14 protein-coding genes and 1 pseudogene are annotated in these 16,205 nt (G+C 68.9%); 5 read left to right on the top strand and 10 right to left on the bottom strand.

Annotation, left to right across the window (positions count from 1 at the left end; translation table 11 throughout):
• Window positions 1-177: 177 nt before the first annotated feature.
• Entirely contained in the window at window positions 178-3,627 is a 3,450-nt protein-coding gene (locus ACZ68L_RS39835) for a phosphodiester glycosidase family protein (RefSeq protein WP_469587928.1), read from the top strand.
• Between the two features lie 84 nt (window positions 3,628-3,711).
• On the opposite strand, the gene ACZ68L_RS39830 is transcribed toward ACZ68L_RS39835, so the two are convergent.
• Genes ACZ68L_RS39830 through dhaK form a run of 3 tightly spaced genes read right to left on the bottom strand, consistent with a single transcriptional unit; the run spans window position 3,712 to window position 5,746 of the window.
• Window positions 3,712-4,122 carry a PTS-dependent dihydroxyacetone kinase phosphotransferase subunit DhaM gene (locus ACZ68L_RS39830; RefSeq protein ID WP_469587841.1) on the bottom strand — a complete coding sequence of 137 codons (411 nt, stop codon included), beginning with the start codon at window positions 4,120-4,122 and terminating at the stop codon, window positions 3,712-3,714.
• On the bottom strand, window positions 4,119-4,733 hold the full coding sequence (gene dhaL / locus ACZ68L_RS39825; RefSeq protein ID WP_469587838.1) for a dihydroxyacetone kinase subunit DhaL: 615 nt from the start codon (window positions 4,731-4,733) through the stop codon (window positions 4,119-4,121). The genes ACZ68L_RS39830 and dhaL overlap by 4 nt, the downstream gene beginning before the upstream one ends.
• 20 nt (window positions 4,734-4,753) lie before the next feature.
• Window positions 4,754-5,746 carry a dihydroxyacetone kinase subunit DhaK gene (dhaK, locus tag ACZ68L_RS39820; protein ID WP_469587836.1) on the bottom strand — a complete coding sequence of 331 codons (993 nt, stop codon included), beginning with the start codon at window positions 5,744-5,746 and terminating at the stop codon, window positions 4,754-4,756.
• 1,262 nt (window positions 5,747-7,008) lie between these two features.
• On the opposite strand from dhaK, the gene ACZ68L_RS39815 reads away from it, so the two are divergent.
• Entirely contained in the window at window positions 7,009-7,248 is a 240-nt protein-coding gene (locus tag ACZ68L_RS39815; RefSeq protein WP_469587833.1) for a hypothetical protein, read from the top strand.
• Window positions 7,249-7,405: 157 nt separating this feature from the next.
• Here the strand turns inward: ACZ68L_RS39815 and ACZ68L_RS39810 are convergent, their stop codons facing one another.
• Both ACZ68L_RS39810 and ACZ68L_RS39805 read right to left on the bottom strand, forming a co-directional pair.
• Complete coding sequence (locus ACZ68L_RS39810) at window positions 7,406-8,002, bottom strand: hypothetical protein (protein WP_469587831.1); 597 nt, start codon at window positions 8,000-8,002, stop codon at window positions 7,406-7,408.
• Between the two features lie 63 nt (window positions 8,003-8,065).
• Window positions 8,066-8,671 (bottom strand): TetR/AcrR family transcriptional regulator, encoded by a 606-nt coding sequence (locus ACZ68L_RS39805; RefSeq protein WP_469587829.1) that lies wholly within the window; start codon window positions 8,669-8,671, stop codon window positions 8,066-8,068.
• Window positions 8,672-8,741: 70 nt separating this feature from the next.
• On the opposite strand from ACZ68L_RS39805, the gene ACZ68L_RS39800 reads away from it, so the two are divergent.
• A complete protein-coding gene (locus ACZ68L_RS39800; protein ID WP_469587827.1) occupies window positions 8,742-9,635 on the top strand; it encodes an NADP-dependent oxidoreductase in 894 nt (297 codons plus the stop codon).
• A 764-nt stretch (window positions 9,636-10,399) separates the two neighbouring features.
• On the opposite strand, the pseudogene ACZ68L_RS39795 reads toward ACZ68L_RS39800, so the two are convergent.
• Window positions 10,400-11,418: pseudogene (locus ACZ68L_RS39795) on the bottom strand (IS3 family transposase); the annotation flags it as partial.
• Between the two features lie 150 nt (window positions 11,419-11,568).
• On the opposite strand from ACZ68L_RS39795, the gene ACZ68L_RS39790 reads away from it, so the two are divergent.
• Complete coding sequence (locus tag ACZ68L_RS39790; RefSeq protein WP_469587824.1) at window positions 11,569-12,948, top strand: IS1380 family transposase; 1,380 nt, start codon at window positions 11,569-11,571, stop codon at window positions 12,946-12,948.
• A gap of 172 nt (window positions 12,949-13,120) precedes the next feature.
• On the opposite strand, the gene ACZ68L_RS39785 is transcribed toward ACZ68L_RS39790, so the two are convergent.
• The 4 genes from ACZ68L_RS39785 to ACZ68L_RS39770 form a co-directional block, all read right to left on the bottom strand.
• A complete protein-coding gene (locus ACZ68L_RS39785; protein ID WP_469587821.1) occupies window positions 13,121-13,549 on the bottom strand; it encodes a DUF4267 domain-containing protein in 429 nt (142 codons plus the stop codon).
• A 290-nt stretch (window positions 13,550-13,839) separates the two neighbouring features.
• On the bottom strand, window positions 13,840-14,394 hold the full coding sequence (locus ACZ68L_RS39780) for a VOC family protein (RefSeq protein WP_469587818.1): 555 nt from the start codon (window positions 14,392-14,394) through the stop codon (window positions 13,840-13,842).
• A 22-nt stretch (window positions 14,395-14,416) separates the two neighbouring features.
• Window positions 14,417-14,767, bottom strand: coding sequence for an antibiotic biosynthesis monooxygenase family protein (locus ACZ68L_RS39775; RefSeq protein WP_469587815.1), 351 nt, complete (start codon window positions 14,765-14,767; stop codon window positions 14,417-14,419).
• Between the two features lie 44 nt (window positions 14,768-14,811).
• Window positions 14,812-15,258: an anthrone oxygenase family protein gene (locus ACZ68L_RS39770; RefSeq protein WP_469587812.1), complete on the bottom strand. Its 447-nt coding sequence runs from the start codon at window positions 15,256-15,258 to the stop codon at window positions 14,812-14,814.
• A gap of 91 nt (window positions 15,259-15,349) precedes the next feature.
• Between ACZ68L_RS39770 and ACZ68L_RS39765 the strand changes: the two genes are divergently transcribed.
• On the top strand, window positions 15,350-15,928 hold the full coding sequence (locus tag ACZ68L_RS39765; RefSeq protein ID WP_469587809.1) for a TetR/AcrR family transcriptional regulator: 579 nt from the start codon (window positions 15,350-15,352) through the stop codon (window positions 15,926-15,928).
• The last annotated feature ends 277 nt before the right edge of the window (window positions 15,929-16,205 follow it).

Below are 16,205 nucleotides of genomic sequence, written 5' to 3'. Positions count from 1 at the left end.
GGTGCGCCGCCGTGGGCGCGGACATGCTGTGCGCCGACAGCGCTTTCCGCCCGTGGACCGGGCCGCGCAACCATCGCGATTCCAGGAGGATCTGTGGCCCGAGGCACAGTCGACAGAACGACCCGATCGCGCTCCGGGGCCGCGGGAAGCCACAGGCGTGTCGCGCGACCGCTCGTACTGCTCGCGACGGTCTGCGCCCTGACGGCCGGCGCGATCTCGCCCGCCCTCGCCGATTCGGGCCCCGACCCCCGTCCCCGTACCGCCGCCGAAGTCCTCAGACCGGTCGCCCCGCCGCCCGCGAGCAACCCGGCGGGGGAGCTCGGATCCGTCGTGGACGGCGACGGGATCGAGACCGCTCGCACATCGCGCCCGATCGCCCCCGGTGTCCGTCTCAGCTCCTACGACCGGCTCGAATCCGACAAGTGGCTACGGGTCGACTCCCTCTCCGTGGACCTCGTCGGCAGCGGGGTGAACGCCGACTACCTCTCCTCCGGCAAGGTCTCCGAACGGCACACGGTCTCCGAACTCGCCGCCGGACACGACGCGGGCCGCGGCCGCCGCACCGTCGCCGCGATCAACGCCGACTTCTTCGACATCAACCAGACCGGTGCGCCGGAGGGGATCGGCATCAAGGACGGCGTCACCGTCCAGTCCCCGGCCCCGGGAATCAACCGGGCCGTCGGTATCGGCCCCGGCAGCGCGGGACGCATCCTGAACCTCCACTTCGAGGGAACCCTCACTCTCCCCTCCGGACAGCGGCCGCTCGCCGCGTACAACGCCGCCAATGTGCCGGCCGGGGGAATCGGCGCGTACACCTCCGCCTGGGGCAGCGCCGACCATGCCCTCACCGTGGATGACGCGACCCCCGTCGTCGAAGCGGTCGTACGGGACGGAAAGGTCGTCTCCGTCGCGCACAGCCCCGGATCAGGAGCCGTCCCCGACGACACCACCGTCCTCGTCGGCCGCGAGGCAGCAGCCGCCGCACTCGACGCCCTGAAGCCCGGCGACCCGGTGTCCCTGACGTACCGGGCACGCCCCGACAGCGGCGCCGTGCCCCGCACCGCGGTCGGCGGCCGCGAACTCCTCGTCGTCGACGGAGTCCCGCAGAACCACGACGGCGAGGGCAACAACACCGCCGCACCCCGCACCGCCGTCGGCTTCTCCAAGGACGGCGGGAGCATGCAGATCCTCACTGTCGACGGCAGGCAGGCCGACAGCGGCGGCGTCACCCTCACCGAACTCGGCCTGATGATGCGGCGCGCCGGGTCGTACAGCGCCCTCAACCTGGACGGCGGCGGATCGTCGACCCTCGTTGCGCGCGAGCCCGGCAGCGACGCGCTCCGCGTGGAGAACAGCCCGTCCGACGGCAGCGAACGCACCGTCCCCAACGGTCTCGCCCTCACCGCTCCCGACGGCAGCGGCCGGCTCAAGGGTTTCTGGGTCCAGCCACGCACACCGGCCGGTTCCGCACCGGGCGTCGACCCCGTCAAGGGCGGCCACCCCGACCGCGTCTTCCCCGGGCTCAGCCGACGCCTCACCGCGACCGGATACGACGAGACGTACGGCCCCGCCCAGGGCACCCCGCGCTGGCACACGGTGCGAAGCGCCGTCGGCGCGGTCGACGGCCACGGGCTCTTCACCGCACGCCGCGGCGGCACCACGGGCATACGCGCCGAAAAGGGAGCGGCGCGCGGTACCACCACCCTGACCGTCCTCGACCAGCTCGCCCGGATCGAGCCGACCACCCGACGGGTGGGTCTCGCCGACGCCGACGCGACCGGCACCTTCGGCATCGTCGGCCTCGACGCCCACGGCACCAGCGCCCCCGTCGAGCCGCGCGACATCGCCCTCGACTACGACCATGCGCTCTTCGACGTCCGCGACGACGGCCGGGGCTCCTACAGAGTCACCTCACGCACCGGCGCCGGCGCCGGACAGATCAGGGCGACCGTCGCGGGCACCACGACCGTCCTCGCCGTCGGCGTCGGCCTCACCGAGCAGGCCGTCTCCTCCTTCGACGACGCGGACTCCTGGAAGTTCAGCCAGGCACGGGCGAGCGGATCCCTCTCGGGCACGCCCGACGGACGCACCGGCACCGGCCTGAAACTCACCTACGACTTCACCCGGTCCACCGCCACCCGCGCCGCCTACGCGGCCCCGCCCCAGCCCGTCCCCGTGCCCGGCCAGCCCCAGTCGTTCAAGTTGTGGATCAAGGGCGACGGGAAGGGCGCCTGGCCGACCCTCCACCTCAAGGACGCCGCGGGTTCCGACCAATTGCTGCGTGGACCGTATGTCACCTGGACCGGCTGGCGGCAGATCACCTTCGCCGTGCCCCCGGGAGCCGCCATGCCGCTCTCCGTGTTCCGCTTCTACCTCGCGGAGACCGCGGCAGCCCAGCAGTACACGGGCGAAATCGTCATCGACGAGCTCACCGCCCAGGTGCCGCCCACCGTCGACCTTCCCGAACAGGCGGCACCGGCGGACCCGTTGATCGATCCGGCCGCCGTGACCGAGCGGCGGGACTGGCGGTTCGCCGTGATGTCCGACGCCCAGTTCGTCGCCCGCGACCCGGACAGCGCGATCGTCGCCCAGGCACGCCGCACCCTGCGCGAGATCAAGGCCGCCCGACCGGACTTCCTGGTGATCAACGGTGACCTCATCGACGAGGGATCGCCCGCGGACCTGGCCTTCGCGCACCGGATCCTCACCGAGGAACTCGGCGACTCACTGCCCTGGTACTACGTACCGGGCAACCATGAGGTGATGGGCGGCAGCATCGACAATTTCGTCACCGAATTCGGACCCGCCCAGCGGACGTTCGACCACAAGGGCACCCGCTTCGTCACCCTCGACACATCCGGCCTCAGCCTGCGCGCCGGGGGCTTCGCCCAGATCAAGCAGTTGCGCGCCCAGCTGGACGCGGCGGCGAAGGACCGGACCGTCGACTCGGTCATGCTCATCGAGCACGTGCCGCCACGAGACCCGACCGTGCAGAAGGGCAGCCAGCTCGGGGACCGGAAGGAAGCGGCCCTCGTCGAACACTGGCTCGCCGACTTCCGTCGTACGACGGGCAAGGGGGCCGCCTTCATCGGCAGCCACGTCGGGGTCTTCCACGCCTCGCACGTCGACGGAGTGCCGTACCTGATCAACGGCAACTCGGGGAAGGCACCGGCCGGGCCGGCGGGCGAGGGCGGCTTCACCGGCTGGTCGCTGGTCGGCGCCGACCGCATCAACTCCGGTGAACAGGCCATCGCCCGGCAGCGGCCGTGGCAGGGCGGTCCCGACTGGGTCTCCGTGCAGACCCGTGCGCATGTCGACGCGCTGGAGATCGAGGCGCCGCCGGTGCTCGGTACCGGAAGCCGTACAAAGGTCACGGCGACCGTCACCCAGGGCGCCCGCCGTGTTCCGGTCGGCTTCCCGCTGGCCGCGGACTGGACCGGATCCCCGAACGTCCGCATCGGTGACCGCGACGGTGCCCGCCCACGCCACACGGCGGTCCTCGACCCGTCCACCGGCATCCTCACCGGGCTCCGGCCGGGCACGATCACGCTCGCCGTGACGGTCAACGGCACGACACAGAAGGTGCAGGTCAGGATCGAGGCAGCCTGGTCGGCGCCGGCGGCCTGACGGCCCGAGAACCCGCCCGGAGCCGCCCCGCACCCCATGAACACCGGGTGCGAGGCGGCCTCACGGACCGTGGAATTCCGGCTGCTACACCTTGCGATACCCGTACGCCTCGGACGCCGCGGCCTCCACCTCCGCGATGTCGCCGCCCGCCGACGCGGTGACCACGGCGGCCACCGCGCCCTCCAGGAACGGCGCGTCCACCAGCCGCGAGCCGACCGGCAGTTCGTCGCCGTCGGCCAGCATCGTCTTGACCGTGAGTACCGCGCTGCCCAGATCCACCAGCAACGCGACCCCCGCACCACCGTCCACCGACCTGGCGGCCTCGGCGATCAGCTCCTCACTGGTCCCGAGCCCACCCGCGGGCGTGCCGCCCGCGGCGGCGACCGGCGCCGTCGCACCACCGGCGGCGAGGCCCCTGGCCAGCTCGGCGACGGACTCGGCCACCGGGCCACTGTGCGAGACCAGCACGATCCCGACCTGCTTCCCGCCGCTCACGCGTCACCCCCGTCGGCACCGTCGGTATCCGCCAACGCGGCGATCAGCAGCGCGGAGGACGTGGCCCCCGGATCCTGATGCCCGATGCTGCGCTCACCCAGATAGCTCGCCCTGCCCTTGCGAGCCTGCAGGGGCACCGTCGCCAGTGCTCCCGCCTCGGCCGCCTCCCGGGCCGCCTTGAACGACGTGTCGAGTGCCTCGGCGGCCGGCAGCAGCGCGTCGAGCATTGTCTTGTCCCCGGCATGCGCCCCGCCCAGCTGCGCCACGGCCGCGACGCCCACCCCGAGCGCCTCCGCCAATTGCTGCGGTGTCACGGCGGGCGCGTCGCCCAGCGCCTTTCCGGTGCGTCGCAGCAGCGTCCCGTACAACGGGCCCGAGGCCCCGCCGACCGTCGAGATCAACTGCCGTCCGGCGAGCATCAGCACACCACCCGGGGTGGGCGGCTGTTCCTTGTTCAGGACCGCGGTCACCGCGGCGAATCCGCGCTGCATATTGCTGCCGTGGTCGGCGTCCCCGATCGCCGAGTCGAGCTCGGTGAGATGGTCCGCCTCGCGGTCCACGGCGGTCGCGGCCGCGGTCATCCAACGGTGGAAGAAGTCGGCGTCGAGCACATGATCTCCTTGTCGGCGGGTCAACGGCCCCAGCGCAGCGCCGGAGTCTCCACCGGCGCGTCCCAGAGGCGCAGCAACTCCTCGTCGGCCTGGCAGAGCGTCACCGAACAGCCCGCCATGTCGAGCGAGGTCACATAGTTCCCCACGAGCGTACGAGCCGCTACCACACCCCGCTCGGACAGCACCCGCTGCACCTCGGCATTGAACCCGTACAGCTCCAGCAGTGGCGTCGCGCCCATCCCGTTGACCAGCACGATCACCGGTGCGTTCGGCCGCAGGTCCTCCAGCACCGCGTCCACGGCGAAGTCCGCGATCTCCCGCGACGTCATCATCGGACGCCGCTCCCGCCCCGGCTCGCCGTGAATGCCGATCCCGAGCTCCAGCTCGCCCGACGGCAGGTCGAACGTGGGGGACCCCTTGGCGGGCGTGGTGACGGCGCTGAGCGCCACGCCGAAACTTCGCGACGCCTCGTTCACCTGCCGGGCGATGGCCTCCACCCGCTCCAACGGCGCACCCTCGTCGGCCGCCGCCCCGGCGATCTTCTCGACGAACAGCGTCGCGCCCGTGCCACGCCGCCCGGCCGTGAACAGGCTGTCGGTCACCGCCACGTCGTCATCGACGAGCACCTGGGCGACCCGCACCCCCTCCTCCTCGGCGAGCTCGGCGGCCATCTCGAAGTTCAGTACGTCACCGGTGTAGTTCTTGACGACGAAGAGCACCCCCGCCCCGCTGTCGACCGCGGCGGCGGCCCGAACCATCTGATCCGGCACGGGCGAGGTGAACACCTCTCCCGGACAGGCCGCCGAGAGCATTCCCGGCCCGACGAACCCGGCATGCAACGGTTCGTGCCCGGATCCGCCCCCGGAGACGAGCGCAACCTTCCCCGCCACGGGCGCGTCACGCCGTAGGACGACACGATTCTCGACATCCACGGTGAGCTCGGGATGAGCGGCGGCCATACCGCGCAGCGCGTCCGCGACAACGGTTTCGGGGACGTTGATGAGCATCCTCATGGGTACCTCCTGGGAAGCTTAGCGGGTGGGTCTTCGACCTGTGTTTTTTGCTGTTCAGAGCAGGTATGGGCAGTTCTTGATCTTGGCGGTCCGTAGCGGCCGGGAGCGGGCTGTGGCGGTACTGATGCTGACTCAATGCTGACTTTGGTGACGGTTCGTCAGGTTGGGCGCACGGTCGGGTGGGGCTCGGGTGGAGTGCCGCTGTCGGCAGTATCGGCCTTGCGGCAGCGAAGGTCACGCGCGAGAACGTCCGTGGGCGTGCCCCGTTCCCGAAGCGGGGTGCGTTCGGTTGTGGCTGGACGCCGACGTCCAGCGTGGATCGCGCATCGTCTGCACGGGGTGCGGCGGGACGCTCCAGCCAGTGATTGCGTCAGGGGCGGTCTTCCGTGCGGCTACGGTGAGACTGATTGCCGTTGGTCGGGATGGGGTAGGGCACTGCGGACCAGCCCAACGGGGTGTTATTGGGGCGAAGCCGTACACCGTGGTGGCCAGAAGTGGAAGTGTCCACGGTGGATGAATCCTGAACGTGCGGACACTCCGTGCTGTTCGGGGCGGCGAACTCCGCTTTTGCCGTGACGGCGAACTCGGCACGCCGGTGCAGTGCCGTGCCGACCAGTGAGGGGTCCGTGTCCTACCTCGGCGGCGCTGAGGTGGTCGTTGCAGGCTGGGTGGCCACCGATCGATTCCGCCTGACGGGCGACCGAGTCACTCTCTGGTGCGGGGCCGCGGTGCTCGGCCTGGCGTTTTGTTGAAATCCCACAAAGCAAGTGGCTGTCGTGGCGAGCGATCTTGGACTGCTCCCAGATGCGGGATGCCGTGCAGGAGTGCTTCCAGCAGGTTCTTCGTCTCCTTGTGCTGCACGGCCTCGCCCGTCTCTGACCTGCGGCAATGAATGGAATCACCCTGCGCGAAGCCGAGTTGGTCCGCACCTGGTCTCGGAACTTGGTGCGTGGTGCCGGCGAAATCCCGTTGGACACCCTGAAATTGCGTCGACGCGGAGTTCATGGCGGGCGCGAAGTGCGGTCGCCCGTGGTCGGTGTGCGTGCTCGGGGCGTGAGGGAGTTGCTCGGTACCTGCACCTGGTGCAGTCGATCGACTGCACCGTAGGTGTCCGTCAACCGGAAGTCGTACGACCGATGTGCCGGCCTGGTCCTTGCTCGGAAACTCGTGGTGCGGCGGACGCTCCGCCGCACCTCACCGCTCGGTCGGCCTCAGTGCTGGGCGCGTGGCTGGTGAGATATGACCCCGAGAAAGGCAGCATCATGAGTGAGCAGACACGTCCCGTCTTCGACGCCTCGGAGACCGTCCTGGCACTGATCGACTACCAGGACGGGGTGCTCGACCTGTTCTTCGAGCAGGATCGAAGGGTCATCGAGCTCAACACCCGTTACCTGGCGAAGTTCGCGAAGGCCATCGGTGTCCCGGTGGTGCTCAGCACAGTCGGCGTCGAGATGGGTGTCAACGGGCGGCGACGCTCGAACTCGGCACGGAGCCGGGAGTAGGGACGGGTGCCATAGAAGGCCGTGCGGTCGACGCCCGCTTCACGGGGGAGGGTCTTGATGTCGCACTTTTCGCCGGGCGGGAGCTCGCCGCGCACGAGGCGGTCCATGGCTGCCCGGATACGGTTCTCGTTCTCAGCCCGCTGGGCTCGGGGAATTCTCACGCTGACTCCTCAACCTCGGTCACGCTGGCGGCGTCGATCTCGGCCACGACGCGGAGGGCCCGGTCGTAGTCGCCCTGAAGCCGGGTGTGTTCGGTCTTTCGTGTGGTGCCGAGCTGGCCGAGGAAGGTCCCGGTGCGTTCCGCGTGCTCGGCCCCGACGGGACGGTGGCAAAGGTGATGGGTGGCCTGCGGGCAACGGGCGGAGTCACACATCCCGACCAGCGGTCGGTCGGCTGTCGGGGTGCCGGCCGGCTTGAGGCAGAGTGCCCAGGATGGGTCGGTGAACCAGCCGTAGTTCGCGGGCCCGAGGTGAGGGACCTTGGCACGCTTGATCAACAGGTTCAGCACGTCACGGTCACTGCACTGCGTCTTGGGTGCCGTTGCTGCCGCTGCGTCGAGCTTCTCGTCGATGCTGGCGAACAGCTCGGTGAGGTTCCGGGCGCCAGGGCCGGCCGGGAGGATGTCGCGGGCGAGAGGTCCCTGCTCCGTCCTTGGGAGTTCGGCGATCTGCCTCTCGTGCGGGAGGCATCGAGCGATGACTACTGTCGGCGTACAGGTCTGTGTGCTCAGTGAGGTACGGCCGTACGTAGACATGAAGCTGTACGCCCTGGCGACGGCTTCCCGGATGGGTGAGCGTCGGGCGGGGTCGAGTCCTGACTACAGTCCGGCCGTGCCGGTGGAGTTTCTGGAGGGGCAGGTGACGGCCCAGGCTGCCTCGATCATCCGGAAGATCTCGTCCAACGCGGCGTCCGGACTGGGTGCCTCGCGGGCCAGTGAGTAGGCGTCGATCACGAACCTCGCGATCGTCCGGCTCGCCGTTGTGGTCTGTGACAGGTCGGGATCGGCGGCGATGGCCGATGCCAGCGACTCCGCGTGGCGCAGCCTCATCGACTCCTCGTACTCCCGCAGGGCGGGAGATTCGTCGATCATGCGCCAGATCGGGGTGGCGCTGTCCGCCGTGCAATGTCGGACCAGGGACTGGATCTCGCGGCGTAGCACGGGGATGAGCGGCTCGTGCGGCGCCCGGCCGGTGACCGCCTGCGTGAGGCGTTGCTCGAAGTCATCGTCCTGCTCGAACACCAGGGCCTCTTTCGAGGCGAAGTGGGAGAAGAGCGTGGTGACGGCCACGTCGGCCTCAGCGGCCACGTCACGGATTCCCACCGCCTCGTACCCGCGTTCCAAAAAGAGCCGGAGGGCCGTGTCGGCGATCTTCTGGCGGGTCGCGGCCTTCTTGCGCTCACGGCGTCCGGGCGGCACGGTCATGCCCTGACACTATCAGATACGAACCTGCATCAGCTCCAAAAAGCTAACCGTTAGTGCTATGGTCCACCGCATGAAGAAAGTGAGCTTCGCCGAGTTCGGCGGTCCGGGCGTTCTGAACCTTGTGGACGCCGAGGAGCCCCACGCGGGCCCCGGCCAGATACGCATCGCTGTGCGGGCGGCGGGCGTTAACCCCGTCGACTGGAGGATCCGTGAAGGCCAGAAGCTGGGGGCCCATCCGATCGCGTTGCCCTCCGGAGTCGGACTGGACGCCGCTGGGGTGGTGGACGAGGTCGGCGAGGGCGTCGAAGAAGTCGAGGTCGGTGACCATGTGTTCGGCGAAGGCTTCAGCACCTATGCCGAGTTCGCCGTGCTGTCGGCCTGGGCCCATATGCCCGAGGGTGTGACGTTCGAAAAGGCGGCCGGGTACCCCTCCGTGGTGGAGACCGCGCTGCGCATCATCCGCGAGGTCAGTGTGCAGTCCGGGCAGACGCTGCTGGTCAGCGGCGCGTCCGGAGGAGTCGGCTCAGCGGTGCTGCAGATCGCCCGAGACCGCGGCATCACGGTGATCGGCACGGCTGGGGCCGCGAACCAGGACTATCTGCGCAGCCTGGGCGCCCTCGCCACGACGTATGGCGAGGGCTGGGTCGAGCGGGTGCGGCAGCTCGGCCATGTCGACGCGGCTCTCGATCTGGCCGGCTCGGGCGTGATCCGCGAGCTCGTCGATCTGACTGGGAACCCGCAGAAGGTGATCTCCATCGCCGATCTCGGTGCGCCGGAGCTCGGTGTCCGATTCTCTGGCGTGGCCGGGAGCATGCCAGAAGCGCTCGCCGTGGCCGCCGACCTCATCTCGCGGGGAAAGCTCCACATCCCGGTCGAGAAGTCGTACACGCTCGCCGAGGCCGCGGCGGCGCACATCGACAGCCAAGCAGGCCACACGCGCGGGCGCCGGGTCATAGTTGCCTGAAAGTCGGATGGGCGATTCGGGCTCACGTTTCTCCGGAATCGGCAACCCGTCGTGTTGCGGCCTTGTCGTGGTAGCCAAGGGCCTCGGCGATGGCCGGGGCCGGGCTTGGAGACGAGGTGGCGGATCGATGAGGTGCGGGCTCGCCGAGAGGAACACCGACGCAGGCAACGCCCGCAGGGAGCCCTGGACGGCGATGCGTGTCCGCCACCCTGAGATGGCGGATGACCACGCCCTCCGAGACGCTCGGACTGGCCACGCAGCCTGTGTACATATCCCCGTAGCCGGCTGAGCGCATTCGCGTGTACGCCGACAACTACATCCCGTTGATCATGACTGTTCCCGCGACGTACTCGCAGGAGGCGGGCGAAGCCTTCGTCCGACGGCAGTGGGAGCGAGCGTCTACTGGCAGCGGGTATCCATTCGTCATCGTGCAGATCAAGGATGGGCGCCCGCTCGGAATGGTCGGACTCTGACTGAAGAGCGGCCGCGCTGCGCCGGGTCCGGCCGCGGGAGGGAGCAGCGGACGCAGGCTTAACCGAACTGATCTTGATGTGGCCCGCAGAGCAGTGACAGCCAGCCAGGTGAGTGAAAGTGACCAGAGGGAAGTTTCGATGCCTGGCACTACGGCGTGTCGCGCGCTGCTTGATTCGTGAGTCAGCTTCAACTCGACTTTGCGGCGAATCGCGATCATGAACCGTTATCGACTCATCACGCAGGGTGCAAGTCGAGGTATGAGGTTGATCCCCGGGAGTGGACACCGGGTTTCATGCGACGAGTGACAGCGTACGTGATGTGGTCAGCTGCTGTTCGAACTCGGCTGGTGTGAGGTAGCCGAGCGCGGAATGCCGACGGCGCCGGTTGTAGTACGACAGCCGGCGGAACAGCTCCAGCCGGGTCTGTGCCTTCGAGGTCCAGTGCCTTCCGTGGAGCAACTCGCGTTTGAGACTCTGGAAGAACGACTCGGCGAGGGCATTGTCATAGCTTGAGCCGACCCGGCCCATGCTGCGGCGGATGCCGTGCCGGCGGCAGACCTCGGCGAAGGCGGCCGCGCTGTATCGGGCGCCCCTGTCCGTGTGGAAAACGACGCCTCGCACCCGGCCGCTGCGGGCAACCACAGCCATCTCGATCGCGTCGGTGACCAGCGAGGTGCGTATATGGTCGGCGATCGACCAGCCCACCACCTTCCTGGAGCAGATGTCGATCACCGTGGCGAGATAGAACCACGTCGAGCCGACAGCTATGTAAGTGATGTCGCCGCACCACCTGGTATTCAGCGTGTCCGCGGTGAAGTCGCGCATGATCAGGTCAGGCGCGGGCGGCGCGGTCCTGTCCGCGATCGTCGTCCGCTTCTTCTTGCGTAGGTGGCGGCCGACGATGTGGTTGATCCGCATCAGCCGGGTGACGCGCTTGCGGTTGATCCTCCGTCCCCTCGCACACAGCTCCGCATGGACGCGCGGAGCCCCATACGCTCCCTGGTGTTCGGCGTGGATGGCGCGGATCTCGCTCACGGTCCGCTTCTCCTCGGCCCGGCGCTCGGCTCGGGCCTGCTCGGTGACCAGATGCCGGTAGTAGCCGGCGCGGGACACCCCAAGCACCCGGCAGATCCGCTGCACGCCGAAGTCGGCGCGGTTGTTGGAGATGAAGTCCCAGAGGCGGGGGCTCACTTCACCTCTCGGGCGAAATAGGCCGCTGCCCGGCGCAGGATCTCGCGCTCCAGCTGCCACTCCTGCTCGGCCTTGCGCAGCCGGGCGTTCTCCGCCCGCAGCCGGGCCAGTTCCTCCGCCGCGCTCACGCTGCCGTCGCGGTCCTAGGCTCGCGCTTTCATGAGCGTGCTCGTCCATGCCTTGATCAAATAAGCGGAGAGTGCTCCTGAACTGCAACGATGGGACTTGTCTAGGGTCCTGTTGGCTGCACGGAAAGAAGCACTCTCCAGGTGAGCAAGCGTATCGGGTTGTACCCGCGTGTCCGCGTCGAGGGCGGTGGCAGCGGGGCGGTCTCGCAGGCCGGGGCGGTGCTGCTGGTCGAGACGGTCCGCAAGTCCGGTCTGGACACCGCGATATCGGTGGCATTGGCACCGTGGCGCAAGCCGCGGGCAGTACACGACCCAGGCAAGGTTCTGCTGGATGTCGCACTCGGAGTTGCTCTGGGCGGGGACTGCCTCGCCGATGTCGCCATGCTGCGGGCCGAGCCCGACGTGTTCGGCCCGATGGCGTCCGACCCCACGGTCTCACGGCTCATCGACGCCCTCGCCGCAGCCGGACCGAAATGGCTCACCGCGATCCGGTCGGCGCGGGCCGAAGTACGCTCGCGGGTCTGGGAACTGGCCGGGGCGAACAGCCCCGCCGCCGACGGCTCGGTGATCGTGGACATCGACGGCGTGCTCGTCCTTGCACACTCCGAGAAGCAGGACGCCACCGCGACCTGGAAGAAGACCTTTGGCCATCATCCGCTCGTCGCGTTCGTCGACCACGGCCAGGCCGGTTCCGGAGTGCCGGTGGCAGCCCTGCTGCGGCCCGGCAACGCAGGCTCCAACACCGCGAGCGATCACATCACCACCACTGGGCTCGCCCTGGCCCAACTCCCCAAACACCTGCGGCGGGGCCGGCAGACACTGATCCGCACGGACTCCGCCGGCGGCACCCACGCCTTCCTCGACTGGCTCTCCCGTCGGGGCCGGTGGCTGTCGTATTCCGTCGGCATGACCATCACCGACGCCATCCACCAGACCGTCCTGAAGATCCCGAAGAAGGCGTGGACACCGGCTTACGACGCCGAAGGCGCCGAGCGGCCCGGCGCCTGGGTCGCGGAGATCACCGACATGCCCGACCTGAGCACGTGGCCCAAGGGGATGCGGCTGATCGTCCGCAAGGAACGGCCACATCCCGGCGCCCAGTTGCGCTTCACCGACCTCGACGGACTGCGACTGACCTGCTTCGCGACCAACACCAAAGGCGGCCAGCTCGCCGACCTTGAACTACGCCACCGCAGGCGGGCCCGCTGCGAGGACCGCATCCGAAACGCCCGCGACACCGGCCTGCGCAACCTGCCCCTGCACGACGCCGCACAGAACCGGATCTGGCTGGAGATCGTCTCCCTCGCACTCGACCTCCTCGCCTGGATGCCGATGCTCGCCCTGACTGCAGAAACGCGCCGCTGGGAACCCAAGAAACTCCGCCTGCGACTGTTCTCCGCCGCCGCCCAACTGGTCACCACCGGCCGCCGCCGCTGGCTCCGCTTCACCGCCCGATGGCCCTGGACCGACGAAGTCACCCGGGCAATCGACCGGCTCAATGCCTTGCCGAGCCCCGGCTGACCAGCCACACCGACCGCCCCAACGATCCGCGCCACCAAACCGGGAAAGTGGAACCCGGCGCCCACCCGACGCGACAACCGGACCGTCAACGTGCCCCAGCCCCGAAAAGACCGCACCTCGCAAACACAGAGTCCCCGTCAGCACACCGACGAGGACTCATGAACGATCGAGGTTAGGCGGGCTGCGGGGCGGGCGTCGTCGGAGCGGCCGCGACCTTGCGGGTCTCGCGCATTATCAGCAGGCCGTTGACCACCATCAGTGTCGCGGTCAGGGCGTGGACGCCGAGCGCGGTGGCCACGGAGCCGTGGTGGGCGAGCACGGTGGTCATGTCGCCGTACGCGGCGAGGGCCTCCATCAGCAGCACCCAGCCCAGCGCCCGGCGGTGGCCCGTCACCAGCAGGATGCCCAGGACCAGGGCCAGGACGACGTCGCGGATTCCCTTGGTGATCAGGAAGCCGTCGCCGTCGCCCGACGGCCAGCTCGGCAGGCCGAAGCTCGGCGCCGTCGTCTCCGGGCTCAGGATGAACTCCCCCCCCCCGAACCAGAGGATGAAGAGGATGAAGGCGGCGGCCAGGACGGTGTTGATCTCCTTCAGCGGCATTGTTCTTCTCCTTGCGAGTCTTCGTGAGCTTGGTGAGCTTCGTGGAGCTTGCTGAGTCGTGTGGGGCCTGATCAGGCCGCGCGGACGCGGCTGATCGAGGGGCGTAGTTTGTCGGGATCGCAGTTGTGGGATCTGAGCGGCAACTGCATTCCCGGATGTCGGGATTTCGGTGGCCCGCTGCCGCCCGGGGAGTGGGGATTGCGCGCCACCGGCGCGGTGTCGGCCCGCGGGGTTGGATGAGGGCGGCGACCAGCAGGTCGCCTACCGCCCGGCAGGGCGCCAGGATCGCCTTACTCGGGGCGTCTCTGACCGCGCCGGCCTGCCGGTTCGTCTTCGCCGATGCCGATTTGCCGGACGTCTGGTCGGTGGGCGGGACCCCGAGCCGGCGGGGCTGACCGCGCATCTACGAACGCGATCCCGCCACCAGCGAAGCCGTGATCCGCTGCGCCGCCGTCGGCCTCATGACCCGGCGCCGCCCGGGTGAGGATTTCCATGAGATGTCCGTCGGGGTCGCGGAAGTAGGTGCCCCTGCGGCCTTCGGTGTGCTTACTGCGGTAGATCTGCCCGATGTCTTGGCAGGCGGGATCGCCGTAGTGGGTGATTCCACCGTGCTGGATGCGGGCGAGGGCGGCGTCGAACTCCTGCTCGCTGACCATGAACGCGTAGTGGTGCGGTTCGAAGTCGTCCAGCTGGTCGTAGTCCAGGCTGACTTGGTTGGCCAGCGTGGCCGGCGTGAAGTGCGCCACCGGCGGATCGACACTCAGGCCGAGGATGTCGGCCAGGAACCGCGCCGAGGCTTGCGGGTCACGGGCGGGGACGATGGTGTGATTCAGTTCCACGGGCATGGTGACTCCTTTTCGGGGCGTGTCATACGTCGATCTGCTCGAAGATGTGCGGGTACGACACGATGTCGTTGGGGGACTCGGCCACCATGCGCTGGAACTCCGGGCTGGCGAACGCCGTGGCGAGCGCCTCGGTCGACTCCCAGACCGCGACGTTCATCAGGAGCCGGCTGCCCGCCGTTCCCTTGTGCATCTGCAGGGAGACGAATCCCGGCTGGGCCTTCATGAACTCGGCCTGCCTGCGAAAGAGGGCCAGGAACGCTTCGGTCCTCTCCTTCGGGACGACGAAGGTGTTGGCCAGGACGATGGGCCCGGTCTTCTCCTTGAACTGCGCGAACATCGGTGTGTGCGGGTCGAGACTCTGCAGCTTGGCCATTTTCGGTACTTCTTCTCGCTATCGGTCCGTGGGTGTGTCCTGGCTCAGACGAGCGCGGCGACCAGCACGGCGAAGGCGGCGACGATGACGGCGACGCGGACGTAGTGGTAGCGGTCCCAGCGCTTCATCTGCTGCGTCCAGTCGTCGGGCCGGTTGTCGGGGGTCCAGGTCTTGCCCTGGTTGTTGATCGGGACGAGCAGCAGGATCGACATGATCACGCTGACGATCAGCAGCGCGGCGGCGACGACGACGAGGCCGGTGCCGTGGTGGTGCCATCCGGCGACGGCCCAGATGCTGACGAGGACGAGTGAGCCGATGTACCAGACCGGCATCACGGCGCCGAGCATCCGGCCCCCGTGGGAGTGGGCCTGCTGGTTGCTGTCCTCCGGGAGGGCGTCGAAGATCGGGTTCATGACGAAGGCGACGGAGAACTCCACCCCCACCATCAGACCGACGACCACGGTGGTGATGACCTGAAGTGCGCTGAGCATGGTGCCCCTCCTGGGATCTAGCGCTGCTAGCCGATGTGGCAACGCTAGTGCTGCTGTCGCTCGCTTGTCTAGCGGTGCTAGGATTCGAATTATGTCGGTACAGGAACGCAAGGAGCGCGAACGGGCGGTTCGCGAGCGCCTCATCGTGGCGACGGCCCGTGAACTCGCCGAGCAGCAGGGCTGGGACGCGGTCACCACGCGCCGGCTGGCCGAGCGCGTCGAGTACAGCCAGCCCGTGCTCTACAGCCATTTCCGCGGCAAGCGCGAGATCATCGGCGCCGTCGCCCTCCAGGGCGCCACAGAGATGGCCGCGGCGGTGCGGGCCGCGACCGCCGCCGTGGATGGCCCGCGCGAGCGGGTCGCCGCCCTCGCGCGCGCCTACCTCGACTTCGCCGCACGCAACCCGGCGGTCTACGACGCCATCTTCCAGCTCGACGGCGGTCTGGCGTACGCACAGGAGGACACCTTGGAGCCGCTCAAGGACGCCTTCGCCGCGCTACTGGAGAGCCTCGGCGAGGTTGCCGGGGACGGCGTCCACCCGGGGCTGTTCACCGAGGTGTTCTGGGCGGCCCTGCACGGGGTTGCGACCCTGACCCGGTCGGGACGGCTGATGCCCGGTGACACCGAGCAGAGGGTGGAACTGCTGGTGGACCGCCTCGCCGTCCTCTGACACACCATCCCGGCGGGCACGCAGCCGGGGCCCTCGGGCCCCGCCGCTGCCTGCCTGCGGCATCGCTTCCGGTCACTCGCGCCCACACGGCGCAGCCGCAGATCGCCGGACCCCGTACCCCAGACGGACACCCGCCCCGGAAGCTGCGATGCTCATTGATCACGACCCGATACGCGCCCTAATACTGCAACGGTGTTTGCCGTGACGGGTAGGCAGGTCGATCGTTGGTGTTGTCATGGGTGGGGATCTTGCTGAGGTCAGGTCGTGGGCCGGTGAG

The organism is Streptomyces sp. NPDC104309, assembly GCF_055584025.1.
Note: the sequence above shows the minus strand (reverse complement) of the source record. Positions and strands in the feature narration are given on the sequence as shown.